General features: G+C 59.1%; 8 protein-coding genes. 5 read left to right on the forward strand and 3 right to left on the reverse strand.

Translation table 11 applies throughout. The annotated features are described in order from the left end of the window. The first annotated feature begins 32 nt into the window (after positions 1–32). The 3 genes from BUC36_RS04085 (at position 33) to BUC36_RS04095 (ending at position 7,556) form a co-directional block, all read left to right on the forward strand. Entirely contained in the window at positions 33–2,315 is a 2,283-nt protein-coding gene (locus BUC36_RS04085; protein ID WP_073271796.1) for an MltF family protein, read from the forward strand. A 314-nt stretch (positions 2,316–2,629) separates the two neighbouring features. Beyond that, positions 2,630–5,011 carry an MltF family protein gene (locus BUC36_RS04090; protein WP_159435974.1) on the forward strand — a complete coding sequence of 794 codons (2,382 nt, stop codon included), beginning with the start codon at positions 2,630–2,632 and terminating at the stop codon, positions 5,009–5,011. Between the two features lie 271 nt (positions 5,012–5,282). Continuing rightward, positions 5,283–7,556 (forward strand): transporter substrate-binding domain-containing protein, encoded by a 2,274-nt coding sequence (locus tag BUC36_RS04095; RefSeq protein ID WP_084535586.1) that lies wholly within the window; start codon positions 5,283–5,285, stop codon positions 7,554–7,556. 206 nt (positions 7,557–7,762) lie between these two features. On the opposite strand, the gene BUC36_RS04100 is transcribed toward BUC36_RS04095, so the two are convergent. From BUC36_RS04100 to BUC36_RS04110, 3 genes are all read right to left on the reverse strand, one after another. Further along, positions 7,763–8,743: an NAD(P)H-quinone oxidoreductase gene (locus BUC36_RS04100; RefSeq protein ID WP_073271807.1), complete on the reverse strand. Its 981-nt coding sequence runs from the start codon at positions 8,741–8,743 to the stop codon at positions 7,763–7,765. Between the two features lie 57 nt (positions 8,744–8,800). Next, positions 8,801–11,077 (reverse strand): aminotransferase class III-fold pyridoxal phosphate-dependent enzyme, encoded by a 2,277-nt coding sequence (locus tag BUC36_RS04105; RefSeq protein WP_159435975.1) that lies wholly within the window; start codon positions 11,075–11,077, stop codon positions 8,801–8,803. Between the two features lie 187 nt (positions 11,078–11,264). Beyond that, positions 11,265–12,152: a LysR substrate-binding domain-containing protein gene (locus BUC36_RS04110; RefSeq protein WP_143186875.1), complete on the reverse strand. Its 888-nt coding sequence runs from the start codon at positions 12,150–12,152 to the stop codon at positions 11,265–11,267. Between the two features lie 118 nt (positions 12,153–12,270). On the opposite strand from BUC36_RS04110, the gene BUC36_RS04115 reads away from it, so the two are divergent. Next, entirely contained in the window at positions 12,271–13,206 is a 936-nt protein-coding gene (locus BUC36_RS04115; protein WP_073271815.1) for a dimethylarginine dimethylaminohydrolase family protein, read from the forward strand. Beyond that, complete coding sequence (locus BUC36_RS04120) at positions 13,199–14,521, forward strand: Zn-dependent hydrolase (RefSeq protein ID WP_073271818.1); 1,323 nt, start codon at positions 13,199–13,201, stop codon at positions 14,519–14,521. The genes BUC36_RS04115 and BUC36_RS04120 overlap by 8 nt, the downstream gene beginning before the upstream one ends. The last annotated feature ends 6 nt before the right edge of the window (positions 14,522–14,527 follow it).

Below are 14,527 nucleotides of genomic sequence, written 5' to 3' on the forward strand. Positions count from 1 at the left end.
CGTACACTTGGATCCTGTTAATCGTATCGGTAATGATTTTTGCTGTTGCCGGTTGCGGCAAGCAGGAGCGCGCTGCTGATGGCGAGGCTGCTGTTGCCGAGAGGCAAGAGACTCGCGAGGAAAGCCGCGCAGAAAGTCGCGCGGAAGAAAAACCTACCGCAAAGCGCGCGAAGCGGGAGGAAGCGCCCGCACCCGACTCTCGCGACGCCTACTACCGCTTCATCAATTACATAGAAACCGGCGATCTCCTGGATATCAGGAAACACGGAACCATCCGATTTGTCAGTCTCTCGGGCGCCTCAGAAGACCAGCTACCGCGTGAAGGGGTCGTCACATTGCGACACTTCGAGCTCGCCAATAAGCTGGCAGATCGACTAAAGCTGAAAGCCAAATGGGTACGCGCGAGAACGCCGGACGAAGCGATCGAGCTACTCATCGCCGGCAAGGCCGATATTCTGGCCTACAACCTCACCATTACCGAACCGCGCAAGGAGTTGATCAACTTCAGCATCCCGGTGCGGCATACCCGGCAGAAACTGATAACCGGTGCATCCGGTCCTGACATCAGCGACCCGGCGCAACTGAAGGATATCGAATTTATCGTGCCCGCCGGTTCAAGCAACTTGCCAACCGCTCAGCGCCTGATAGAGGAACACCCAGAGGCCAACCTGTCCATGCAGCAAGTGGTCGTCTATGGTGACCGGGATATTCTCGTGGACCTGATCAACGAGAAGAATAACCGCGTCGCCATCCTCGACGACTATATCGCCGAGGACTTGAATTCCTACCGCGACGACTTGCGTATTGGCGCAGACGTGACAGACGTGGAAAACATTGCATGGGGCCTGCGCAAGGACTCCAAGCTCCTGCTGACCACGACCAACAACTTTCTGACGCGCAACCTGGTAAAGGCCCAGGACGAGCGGCTCGGGGACTGGAAAGACATCAAGAAATCGGGCGTAGTCCGGCTGCTGACGTACAACGGCCCCACCACCTACTTTCTGTGGAAAGGCCTGCTGATGGGCTTCGATTACGATCTGGCCGTGGCGTTTGCCGAAAAGCATAAACTCCAATTGCAGGTCGTCGTCGTGCCTTACGATGAAAGCCTGGTCGACTGGCTGAAAGCCGGACGGGGAGACTTTGCCGGGGCTTCGATAACGATCACCGAAGAGCGAAAAAAAGATGGGATCAGCTTCACCACCTCCTATATGGAAACTCCGGAGCAAGTGGTCAGCAATAAACAGCGCGCCCCGATCGAAAAAGTACAGGACCTTGCCGGGCGCACTTTAACCTTGCGCGCCTACTCGTCGTTCATGCCAACAGCACAGGCGATCAAGGACAGCGGTATCGATGTAAAGATCAAAGTGGCACCCCCGGGCATGTCCCAGTCGCAGATATTCAATATGGTTGCAGAAGGCCTGCTGGACGCCACCATCGCCGACTCGGACAACGCGAAAATCGAGGCGTCCCTGCAGCCGGATCTGGTTACCGGAACACTACTGGGTGACCCCAAGCCCCAGGGCTGGATGGTGGTAACCAGGAACTGGCACCTGCTGCAAAACCTCAACAAGTTTCTGAAGGACTATCGGGAATCCAAAGAGTACGCGCAAAAATTCAAAGCCTATTTCGAGCCCAACAAGCGCTTTACGCAGAGAGTCCGCGCGCGAATTATTCCGGGACAGGACCTCTCTCCCTTCGACAATCTGGTGAAGGCATCGGCGCTGGATTACGATTTCGACTGGCGACTGGTGACCGCACAGATGTGGCAGGAGAGTAACTTCAACCCAAAAGCCGTATCCCCTGTTGGAGCACAGGGCTTGATGCAGGTTATGCCCGCCACCGCGAGAGAGATGGGCTTCCCCCCGCCGCTGTTTGATCCGGAGCGCGGCATCAAGGCCGGTGTCAAGTATCTTAACTGGGTGCGCAACAGATTCGATCCGACCCTGCCAGTCGCCAACAAACTGTGGTTTATCCTCGCCTCTTATAATGCCGGCTACGGACATCTGCTCGATGCCCAGCGCCTGGCGGAACAGCTCGGCCTGGACCCCAATGTCTGGTTCGACAACGTCGAAGTTGCCATGCTGAAACTTGCGGAGCCCCAGTATTTCAAAAAGGCACGTTATGGCTACGTCCGCGGTTCTGAGCCGGTCCAGTATGTCCGCAATATCAGTAACCTCTACAAGGCTTATGTAGAAGTTGCTACCGGGGAGGTCGCCGTGCGGCCGCCTCTGCGGAAAAAACCCGAGCAAAAGCCCCAGCGTGAACCTCGCATTCCTGAAATCGATTACGGTGACAGGGAGCGCGTGTCGGATTAAACGCCTTGCCATTGAATCGCGGCGAACCTTTCACCGGAACCTAACGACAAACGCCTTTGCGCTCCCGCCCTACTGACACCAGGCGCAGCCGACACCAGCCAGTCTGTACCCAGCGGCAGGACGGAGAGGTGCTGGACATCATGGAATTTAGCTGCCGATGAAACTCATTATCCACAAATCGCACTTAGCGACAGTGGCACCCCGACATTACCATTAGCTGCCAGTGGCAGACTGCCGAGCGCGGGGTGCCAGCCAGTTCTCTTTGAGTGCCTGTCGAGCCCCCACATCTCAGATGTGACACGCAGGAGATGGCCGTGAACAAAAGCCAAACCGAACGTCGACACTGCAGCACCAATTATTATTCTTGCCTCTTCATCACAGTTCTGGCACTCCTTATCGGAGCTTGCGATAGGCAAGAGCGCGAAGAAACTGCCAGGGATGAGCAGGTAGCCGAGGAGCGTCAAACGGAATCAGCCGAGGTCAGCGAGCAACGCACGGAATCTTCTGGCGCGAGCAAAAAATTCAGCAATTATCAAGAGACCGGCGATCTCGCCGATATCGAGAAACGCGGCATTATTCGCTTTGTGCAATTGTACGAGGACCCGAATGGCGCGCTGGCCCGGAGTGCGATTGTCAGCCAAAGCAATACTCAACTGGCTAAACGATTGGCCGCAAAGCTGGGACTGACTCCATATTTCCTGGTTGCTGAGACCCCCCAGCAAGGCATAGAAATGATCATCAACGGCGAGGCCGATGTGTTCGCCGAGAGCCTCGAGGCCACTGAAGAGCGGAGCAAGCTTCTCGGCCTCACCGAACCGCTTCAGAGGACTCAACGAGTATTGGTAACCGGAAAAAAAGGACCGGACATCAGCAGCGTCAAGCAATTGAAAAACGTCGAACTCACCGTACTCAAGGACAGCACATTATCCGAGGCGGCCAAGCAAATTGCGGCTGAAAATGCCTCATCAAATATCACCGTGCGAGAACTCCCGATGGATGAACTTACCGGCGAGCTGCTCGAATCCATCGACGGAAGCGATCCGATTATCACGATCATGGCAGAGCGCACTGCCGAAACCCTGGAAGGCTTTCAGGGTGAGGCGAAAATTGGTGACAAGGTCAGCGACGAGCCGGTGGCTATCGTGTGGGCAGTGCGCAAGGATGCCAATAATCTGCGCACCAGAATCAACAACTTCCTGATCGACACCCTGGTAAAAGCCCCACCGCAAAGGGAAGCAGACTGGAAATCCATCAAGGAGTCCGGCGTCTTGCGCTTCGCCACCTACAATGGGCCCGGCTATTTTATCTGGAAAGGCGTCCTTACAGGCCTCGATTATGAACTCGCGAGCAAATTCGCCGAAGAAAACGATCTGGAGCTGCAGATTATCGCAGTGCCAGATAAAAAGGATCTAACGGATCTACTCAAGACCGGGCAGGCGGATATTGCGGGAGCATCCACTACGATTACTGAAAGCCGCCGCAAGCAGGGAGTGGATTTCACCACTCCAATCCTCGAAACCACTCAGACTGTCCTCAGCAACAAGAAATCACCGCCGATCAATACTCTGCAGGACCTCAATGGTCGAACCCTGACATTACGCTCGGGATCCGCTTTTATCGAAACGGCAAACACGCTGCGCCAGAGTGGCGTTGACGTGAAAGTGGAAGTGGCACCCGAGGACGCCTCCTTCGGAGACATTATCAAAGGCGTCGCCAGCGGCGAGTTCGACGCAACTCTCGAGGACACCAACCTCGCCGCGATACAGGCGGCCCTCTACCCCGAACTGGTCGCCGGCGCGGTCGTCAGCGATCCACTGCCCCAGGCGTGGATGGTCGAGCGGGATAACAACACCCTGCTCGAGAAGGTCGACCAGTTTCTCGAGGAGTTTCTTGGCGTCAAGAAAAACCGGGCAATGGTCGACAACTATTACAAGCCAAACAAGCAACTGCTCAAGAGAGCGGAGGCCCCGGTCATGCCAGGAGGAGAATTATCCCCCTACGACAAGCTGGCCAAGAAGTTCGCCCTGAAGCACAACCTCGACTGGCGTCTGGTCGTCGCTCAAATGTGGCAGGAAAGCAATTTCGACCCGAAAGCAGAATCACATATGGGGGCCCAGGGATTAATGCAGGTAATGCCGCGCACTGCGCAAGAGATGGGATTCGACGGGCCGTTATTCGACCCAGAGCATTCAGTCCACGCCGGCACCAAGTATCTGGACTGGGTAAGGGAACGCTTTGAGGACGAACTGCCGGCGGACGAAAAGCTGTGGTTTGCACTTGCCGCCTATAACGCCGGTATCGGCCACTTGCGCGACGCCAGGTTGCTGGCGAAAAAACTGAACCTGGATCCGAACCAGTGGTTCGACAATGTCGAAGTCGCGATGCTCAAGCTCTCAGAGCCGCGCTACTTCGAGAAGGCGCGATATGGCTACGCCCGCGGGGCAGAGCCCGTGCAGTATGTGAAAAATATCAGCAATCTTTACCGGGCCTATACCGATATGGCCAGTGGCGATATTGCACGGCTCCGTCACCCGCTCCCCGGTTATTTTTCCGAAGCATCGCCCGGCCGCTCGCTTATCACTGGAGTGACAGGACAATTTTGCCCTCAGCAATCAGGGGCCACGCTTTTTCCTCCCAGGCACTCGGTATTGCCATCTTCGCTGCTGCCGACAGCGGCCTCTCCGTGGAGCCAGTGAGCGTCAGGCGCTTGGACATCGCCGGCGATAGCAATTACCCGAGCGCCGAGAATATACGCCAGCGAGAGCCCCCGCGACCCAGCTGTTGCTCGATTCCAGCCCCCTGGCGGTACCGGAGCGCGGACATGCGGTAGTGCGCGGCGATAACGACCAGGTGGTAAACAGTACTGACGCGCTCCGCGCCCTAGCGTAGCGCCCAAAACCCGACCTTCGGGGAAGCGGACAGGGCAGACACTAAAATTCTTGGCGTAGATGGCTGACGGAGCGGTCTATGCTAAGCCGTTACAAAGACCTCCAATTACTAGGCGCGACGCTACTTGCGGTAGTTGTACTGGTATTGGTTACGGCCTGCGGAAAACCGGATCGCAAGGCCGAAGAAGCAGCCCCGGCTGAAGCCGCAATCGCTGCAGGTGAAACCTCAGACCTTCCTTCCGGTCAGAAACAGGTCGAATTTACTAACTACATTGAAACCGGCGACCTGGCCGCCCTGAAAAAGCGCAAAATCATTCGATTTGCCACCTTTTCGAGCCCTCTCGGGAATCCGTTGCCGCGCTCAGCCATCGTTACGCAACGCCATATTGAGCTGGCCATAGCCCTCGCCAGGAGACTCAGGCTGGAACCCATGTGGGTGGATGCAGAATCTCCGAGCCACGCCATATCCCTGGTAGAGGACGGCCACGCGGATATCATTGCCGACAACTTGACCGCCACAAGTGAGCGGGAGAAGCGACTGAATTTCACCCAGCCCCTGATGCATATCGAGCAGAAACTCATCACCGGCCCACGTGGCCCCGCGATCGACAGCCCGCAAAAATTGCACAATGTAAGACTTCTCGTCCTCAAGGGAACAACACACCTGGATACCGCCAAGCGACTGATAAAAGAGAATCCGGGTGCCGGTATCACACTGCAGGAAGTCCCCTATAACGACGACCTGGACGTGCTCATGGATCTTGTCAACGAAAACCCAAATCAAGTCTCCATTCTTGACAGCAATGAAGCGGAGGCCATGCGTGAGTATCGCGACGACATACGTATCGGTGCCAGTGTTTCCGAGAAAGAGAATATTGCCTGGGGGCTACGAAAGGATTCGAAACGCCTGCTGGCTACCGTCAATAACTACCTGACCCGGCATCTGGTCACCGAAAGGGAAGACCGTATTACCGACTGGCGAGAAATCAAAAAGTCCGGCCTGATCCGGTTTTTAACCTACAACGGTCCCACGACCTATTTTCTCTGGAAAGGGGTTTTGATGGGCTTTGACTACGACCTGGCCAAAGCCTTTGCCGACAAGCACAATCTGCAGCTGCAGGTCATCGTGGTTCCCTACGATGAAAACCTGATTGACTGGCTCAAGGCGGGGCGCGGGGACTTCGCCGGCGCGTCGACGACGATCATCGAAGGGCGCAAGGAGCAGGGGATATCCTTTACCGCCTCCTACCTCGAGAGTCCCGAGCGGGTAGTCAGTAATAAAAATCGTCCGCCGATAGACAAAATACAGGATCTCACCGGGCGCACACTGACCCTGCGGGCCTTCTCCTCGTTTATCCCCACGGCCAACACCATCAGGGACAGCGGTATTGACGTCGAGATTAAGATTGCCCCCCCGGGCATGTCCCTGTCGCAAATCTTCAACATGATCGCCGAGGGGTTGCTGGACGCCACTATCGCCGACTCCGGCTCGGCGACAATCGAGGCTTCGCTGCAGCCCAATCTGGATGCCGGGACCCTGCTCGGCGATCCCAAACCCCAAGGTTGGATGGTGGTAACCAAGAACTGGCACCTGCTGCAAAACCTCAGTAAATTTATTGAAGAGTTCCGCAAGACCGAACAGTACCAGCGGAAATACCAGGTGTATTTCGAGCCCGACAAACGCTTCACGCAGCGAGTCAGTGCGCGAGTGATTCCGGGGCAGGATCTCTCCCCCTTCGACGAACTGATCAAGGACTCATCACTTAACTACGATTTCGACTGGCGCCTGGTGGTCGCGCAGATGTGGCAGGAAAGTAACTTCGATCCCAAGGCAGTGTCGCCCGTCGGCGCCCAGGGCCTGATGCAGCTGATGCCAGCCACGGCGGAGGAGATGGGATTTCCGCCGCCGGTGTTCGAACCGGATCGCAATATCCAGGCCGGCGTCAAATATCTCAACTGGGTGCGGGACAGGTTCGACCCGACCCTGCCGACCCTCAACAAGCTCTGGTTTACCCTCGCCGCCTACAACGCCGGTTACGGCCACCTGCTCGACGCCCAGCGACTGGCGGAAGAGCTGGGCCTGGATCCCAACGTCTGGTTCGGCAATGTCGAAGTCGCGATGCTAAAACTGGCTGAGCCGCAGTACTTCAACAAAGCCCGCTACGGCTATGTGCGCGGCTCGGAACCGGTGCAGTATGTGCGCAAGATCAGCAATCTCTATAAGGCCTATGTCGATGTGGCCACCGGCGAAGTCAGCGTCCGCCCACCCCTGCGCAAGCCAGAAATTGTCCCCGCAATGCCGGAACGCGGTACCGGCGGCAGTGAACAGATAACCGAGCAGAATACCCCGTAGCCCGCAAAGCGAGCCTCAGCAAAAAGCGGACAAGATTAGCGGCCGGGCCCAGAGGCGCCATCCGAAGGCCTCATTACCATTTAGCCTGACAGCGCTACCGGAGACAGGTATGCCTGATCGCAATATCAGCAACCTGTAAAAGGCCTGTGCCGGTGCGGCTTCGGGCGAGGTCACCACGACCGATTCGCGCACCACTCCCCAGCTTCCTACGACAGGTTCAATACAATCTTGCCGATATGGTTACTGGACTCCATCAGCCGGTGCGCGTCGGCAACGTTTTCCAGCGGAAAAGTGGCGGCAATGTGCGGGCGAATCTTGCCCTCGGCAATCAACGGCCATACTTTTTCTTCCAGGGCATTGGCTATCGCCGCCTTCACCTGTAGCGACTGCGGTCTCAGGGTGGAGCCGGTAAGGGTCAGGCGCTTCAGCATGACCGGCAACATATTCACCTGCACACTGGCGCCCTGCAGGTAGGCGATATTGACGATGCGTCCGTCCTTGGCCGCAACCTGTATATTGCGATCGATATAGTCGCCCCCCACCATATCCAGGATCACGTCGGCACCGTGACCGCCTGTGGCCTCGCGCACGACTTCGACATAATCTTCGGTCTTGTAGTTGATGGCCTTTTCCGCGCCCAGCGCTTCGCAGGCCGCACACTTTTCGGCGGAGCCGGCAGTGGCAAACACCCGCACGCCGAAATTGTGTGCCAATTGAATCGCGGTGGTACCGATACCGGAGGAGCCGCCGTGCACCAATAATATCTCGCCAGCTTTCAACCCCGCGCGGTCAAAGACATTGCTCCACACGGTAAAGAAGGTCTCCGGCAACGCCGCGGCCTCAACGAGCGACAGGCCCTTCGGTACCGGCAGACACTGACTCGCCGGCACCGCAACGTATTCCGCGTAGCCGCCGCCATTTGCCAGAGCACAGACCGTGTCACCCTCCTTCCAGCGCTCGACACCGTCGCCAACCGCGACGATCTCACCGGCCACTTCCAGTCCCATAATTGGCGACGCACCGGGGGGCGGCGGGTAATACCCCATCCGCTGCACTATATCCGGGCGGTTGACGCCGGCAGCAGCGACTTTAATCAGCACCTCGCCGGCAGCGGGTTGCGGTTTTTCCCGCTCCGCCAACTGCATGACTTCCGGCCCGCCGTGTTCGGGCAAATCGATATAGCGCATTGTTCAAATCCCTGCGTTTGGTTTCGCCAATGCGAGATTCTCGCGCACCCACGCACATCATGCCAGCGCCGCCAGCACGCGATCCAAAGTGCGCACAATACGCTGCACATTTTGCGCCGAGATAATCAGCGGCGGTTTGATTTTTATAATGTTGTTGTCGTAGCCGTTGGTGTTCAGCAGAATGCCCTGCTCCTTCATCATCTCCACCACGGCCTCGGCCAACGCGGCTGCCGGTGCCATGGTACTGCGGTCCTGTACCAGCTCCACACCGATATACAGTCCCTGGCCGCGCACATCGGCAATGCACCCGTAGGTCTGCGCGAGTTGCAGCAGGCCGTCCATCAGTTCTGCACCGCGCGTGCGGCAGTTGGCCATGACTTCCTCGTCCTTCAGTACATCCAGCACCGCGAGGCCCGCGGCGCAGGACACCGGATTGCCGCCAAACGTATTGAAATAGGGCACGCCGTTATTGAACGCCGCCGCTATCTCGGGCGTAGTGATCACGGCGCCCAACGGGTGACCATTGCCGATGGGCTTGCCGAGGGTGACGATATCCGGCACCACGCCCTGGGTTTCAAAACACCACAAGTGATCGCCGACGCGGCCGAAACCGAGCTGCACTTCGTCCGCGACACAAACACCGCCGGCGGCGCGCACATGCTCGTAAACAGTATTCAGGTATCCCTCGGGCAGAACTATCTGGCCGCCGGTGCCAATCTGCGATTCCGCGTAAAAAGCGGCCACACCGCGGCCGTCCGCCTCGAGCTCTTCGATAATCCGCTGCACATCGGCCGCGTACTTGTATCCGGCTTCCGGGTCGTCCCGTTTGTAGGGACCGCGCAGGGTGTCCGGGGTGAGCGTCTTGTGCACATATCCGGGCAGTCCGGGCCGGCCCGGGCGGTCGATACGGTGCGGGCTGATATCGGTACAGACGCTGGAGTTGCCGTGGTAGGCCTTGTCGATCACCAACATCTCCGTATGCCCGGTGTAGGCCTTGGCCATGCGCATCGCCAGGTCGTTGGCCTCACTGCCGGAGTTGACCAGAAAACACACCGACAACGGCTCCGGGAAGCAGTCGGCTAATTGCTGCGCGTATTGCGGCAACTGCTCGTACAGGTAGCGGGAGTTGGTATTCAGTGTCGCCACCTGTTTGCGGATGGCCCCGGCGATACGGGGGTGACAGTGCCCCCACTGGCAGACATTGTTGACGCAATCCAGGTAGGCATCTCCCTCGGCGCTGTACAGGTACTGCAGCGCACCTTGGGTCAGGTGCAGGGGTTCGCGGTAGTGCAAGCCGAGGGATTTGCCCATATGCCGGTCGCGCAGCTTCTGCTGTACCTCCCGGTCGGGTGCGGCGACGGTAAATCCGCACGCCTCCAGCAGCGCGTTCGTCAGCGCCAGTGGATTCGTCGCCAGAAGCCGGTCCAGCAGGTTCCAGACTTCTTCCGCTTTCAACTGCGCGTGCTGGTTGTCCGGCTGGGCAATCAGCGCCTCCGCGGCCTTGCAACCGTAGATCGTCAGGCGGGTGCAGACCAGGTGATAGATAAGTGTTATCTCACGTTCGGTCAGCGGGAATTCCCGGTGGTAGGCCGCCACCAGCACCCGCGCCACGGCGATCGGATCTTCCCCGGTCAGCATCAGGTCGGATAGACAAATCGCGATATTGGTCACCGTGTAGGTGTAAACGGTATCGCCAAAATCAAAAATGCCGGCCAGCTCGTCGGCGGTTTCATCGACCAGGATGCTGTAGCGGTGCGCGTCGTTGTGCACGACACTCTTGCGCAGCTGCACCAGCTCGGGCAGCACTTCGCTTTCGAATTGCAGCAGGAAATACTCGGCCAGGCGGCGCCGGTAGGGATCGGCGATCGCCGCACACAGCGGCTTGCTGGCCAGCGCGTTTTTCAGGTCCCAGGGAATATCCGGGCGATTGGCGGCCGGCTCGTAATATCCCTCCAGCGCCATGTCCATAAGCCCGAGGGTCTGCCCCACCTGCTCGAGCAGCCGGTCGGAAACGGGATTCACCTCCTTGAGCAGGCGGCCGGGCACATAGGTGAGCAGGCGCACCAGGTAGGACTGACCGTTGGCGGATTGCAGGGTGCTGATCCAGTCCCCTGCCCCGTCGCGCACCGGCCGGGGGAACAGGCAGGTATCGACGGCCTCCCCCACTCGCTGCATGACCGAGTTCTGCATCCCGAGCACCGCCGGGTGTTCACTCCGGTCGTGAACCTTGCAGGTGTAGCGGTTGCCGTCGCTGTCGATCAGCAGCAGATTCTGATCCACATAACCGCCCAGCTCACTGATGTGCTGCAACTCCAGTCCATACTGGCTTCGCACAAATGCGGAAATCTCCCGATGTGAAACGCTTGGTGCCTTTTGGGTCATGGTTGCCTCCAACTACCTCGCCGGCCAATAGCCAGGCTGAATGCTGGGCAGCATATCCAGATATTTTATTCACCAAAATCGACCAAATATCACATTTACAGTGAGTTATATTCACCCATCTGTGAGCGCGCGGGCGCTATCAGGCGGTTTCTCTGGACAGCACACCGCCGATCCACTGGCAGAACTCCGCCACGCGGTTCCCCGGGGCCGGCGCTTGCACCTCGGCCAGATAATAGGCCTGCGGCGCCGTCACCTGGTCTTTTAGCAGGCGCACCAGGGAGCCGTTGCGCAGGTCGTGCGCCACTTCAATCGCACCCGCCAGCGCGACACCGAGGCCGGCACGGGCCGCCTGCAGCGCGTGGGAGCTGTCGAAAAAGTGCAGTGCCTTAACCGCGCTCCTGGTGCCGTATTTCCTGTTCCAGGTATCCCAGCTGCCGCTGTCGTCGTGCAGGGGACGAAACTGCTGAAGATCATTCGGACTGCGCAGCGGCCCTGCGCCGTGCACCAGCGACGGGTGCGCCACAGGGAAAAAGTGATCCTCCACCAGCTGGTCGCAGTGATGAAATCCAGAGGTGGGCTTGCCATAACACAGCGCGACATCGATATCCGTAGGCAGGCGCAGCACTCCCGGCGCCAGTGGGCGGAAATGCACCGTCAGCTCGGGAAAGTCCTTGCAGAAGTCGCCGATCGCCCGGGACAGCCAGTTGGCGGCCAGCGCCGGCGTACAGCCCACCAGCAGCGGCGCGACATCGGTATCCGGCTCCAGGTTTTCCGCACCGGTGATCATCACATCCAGCGCCTCGGTTACCGCGCGCAACAGCTTGCGTCCGCTGGTGGTAAGACTCAGGGTTTTGCCGGTGCGATCGAACAGAGCAACGCCCAGCTGCTGCTCCAGCGCGCGCACCTGGTGGCTGATGGCGCCGTGCGTCACGCCCAGTTCCTCGGCGGCCCGCCCCATATGCAGGTGCCGGCCTGCGGCCTCGAAAGCCTTGAGTGCATTCAGTGGCAAAGTGCGTCGCGAGAGCACGGCCTTCCCCTCCTGTGAGTTTTACTCACAATCCTAGCAAGGAATTATCGATTTCGGTGATATTTTTAATCCGGTAACGTCAGCCGCAATTAACTCCCATCACCGTTAGGAGCGGATCATGGCTAACGATGTTTTTTCCATGCGCAGCCGCCGCGAGGGCGGCACCCCCAAACTGAACTACTGGGGCGCCGACTCGGAGACGGGCACTCTGCGCGACGTATTGGTCGGCCCGGTGGACAACCTGACCCGCATTCTGCCCACCAACTCGATGAACAGAAAACTGATCAACGCCGGCATACAGCTGGATGTGCCCCTGGCTCGCGCCCAGTACCAGGGCGTGCTGGACTGCTTCGAAGACGCCGGTGTCAAGGTACATATCACGCCCGCGGATCCGGATCTGCCCCTGCAGCTGTGGGCCCGCGACGGCAGTTTTATGACCCCCTGGGGCATGCTGATCGGCCGCATGGCCCAGTGGTGGCGCACCGGCGAATACGGCCCGGTGATGGATTTCTGCTATCAGAACGACCTGCCGATCTTCGACAAGGTAACCGCCGGCTACTACGAGGGCGGCGATTTCATGATGATCAAACCCGGCTATCTGCTGCTCGGCTACAGTAACGAGCGCAGTCAGGCCCAGGGTGCCGAGCAGATCAAGCGCTGGTTCGAGGCCGAGGGCTGGCAGGTCTGCCTGTACGAGTTCGACCCCTACTTCGTGCACGCCGACTGCACCATCGCCATGCTCAACGACAGCACCGTGGCTCTGTGCCGCGACGTGGTGAACAGGGAAGTACAGGACTGGTTCCGCGAACTGAATATCGAGATAGTCGATGTCCCGTTCGGCTATATCGGCCAGCTGGGTATCAATGTGGTCTCCCTCGGGCAGGACCGGGTGCTGCTGCCGAAACAGAGCAACTTCCTGGCCGATCGCTGCCGCGGGCTCGGCTTCAAGGTCTACGACCCCGATGTCTCGGCCATCACCATGGTCGGCGGCGGCATTCACTGCATGTGTCAGCCCCTGCGCCGCGATTCGCTGGAGGCAAACTCCAATGGATAAACCACTTTCGATCAATGCCGAGCGCCTGTGGCAACGGTTGATGGACATGGGGGCAATCGGGGCCACCAGCAAAGGCGGCTGCAACCGCCAGGCGCTGACCGACGAGGACGCCGCCGGGCGAAAGCTGTTTGCGGACTGGTGCAAGGCGGCGGGTTGCGAGATCCGCCGCGACGCGATCGGTAACCTGTTTGCGGTTCGCCCCGGCACGCGGGCGGATGCACCGGTAGTACTGACCGGCAGCCACCTGGATACCCAGCCCACCGGCGGCAAGTTCGATGGTGTGTTCGGCGTGCTCGCCGGCCTCGAGGTTATCGAGTCACTGAACGATGCGCGCATACAGACCGAGCACCCCATCGCGGTGGTGGCCTGGACCAACGAAGAGGGCTGCCGCTTCGACACGGCGATGATGGGTTCCGCCGTCTGGTCCGGAAATATGGCCTTAGAAGAAGCCTACAACCTCACCGACAGTGACGGGGTGACCGTCCGGCAGGAGCTGGAGCGTCTGCAGCAGTTGGGAGACGACGGCCTGAGCCCACTGCGGGTGCTGGCCGCGATCGAGGCCCATATCGAACAGGGCCCGGTGCTGGAGAGAGAGGGGCTGGAAATCGGCGTAGTCACCGGGGTCCAGCATATGAGTCGCCACCGGGTAGTAATTCGCGGCGTCGAGGCGCACGCCGGCCCCACACCGATGAACCTGCGGCGCGACCCCAGTCGCGCCCTCGCAGAAATCCTACCGCGCCTGTATCGCATGAGTGAACAGTTCGGCGACGACGCCCGCCTGACCATCGGTATCATCACCACCGAACCGGGCTCCAGCAATACGGTTCCCGGGCTGCTGACGTTCACCGCGGATATCCGCCACCCGGATGGCCACCAGTATCGGGCCATGGTGCAGGAGTTTGAACGGATAGTTGACGAAGTTGGCGCAGAACAGGGCCTGCCGATGGACAGCCACTGTTTCTGGCGTGCACCCGGGGTTGAATTCAATAGCCGATGTATCGACGCCGTGCGCCACGCTACGCGCAATTGCGGCTACGGCTTCCGCGAAATAGTTTCCGGCGCGGGGCACGACGCCTGCAATGTAGCGAGTCGCGTTGCCACCTCAATGATCTTTATTCCCTGTCGGGACGGATTGAGTCACAACGAAGCGGAGCACTCGACACCGGAACAGGTCGCAGCCGGCGCGCAGGTATTGTTAAACGCGATCGTGAAGCTAGCCGCAGGCCAAAGCGGCGAAGCCCGTGAGTCGACGGCCAGGCCACTCAATACTTGTGCACAAACAAAAAAGCCCGGCAATGCCGGGCTTTCGCTCTAGGTCCGC

It is taken from the genome of Microbulbifer donghaiensis (genome assembly GCF_900129095.1).
Taxonomy (GTDB): domain Bacteria; phylum Pseudomonadota; class Gammaproteobacteria; order Pseudomonadales; family Cellvibrionaceae; genus Microbulbifer; species Microbulbifer donghaiensis.

Bases quoted from the DNA above. Each gene is read 5' to 3' on its own strand.
- BUC36_RS04120 (WP_073271818.1), top strand. From the start codon at position 13,199: ATGGATAAACCACTTTCGATCAATGCCGAGCGCCTGTGGCAACGGTTG.
- BUC36_RS04085 (WP_073271796.1), top strand. From the start codon at position 33: ATGATTTTTGCTGTTGCCGGTTGCGGCAAGCAGGAGCGCGCTGCTGAT.
- BUC36_RS04115 (WP_073271815.1), top strand. From the start codon at position 12,271: ATGGCTAACGATGTTTTTTCCATGCGCAGCCGCCGCGAGGGCGGCACC.
- BUC36_RS04100 (WP_073271807.1), bottom strand. From the start codon at position 8,743: ATGCGCTATATCGATTTGCCCGAACACGGCGGGCCGGAAGTCATGCAG.
- BUC36_RS04095 (WP_084535586.1), top strand. From the start codon at position 5,283: ATGCTAAGCCGTTACAAAGACCTCCAATTACTAGGCGCGACGCTACTT.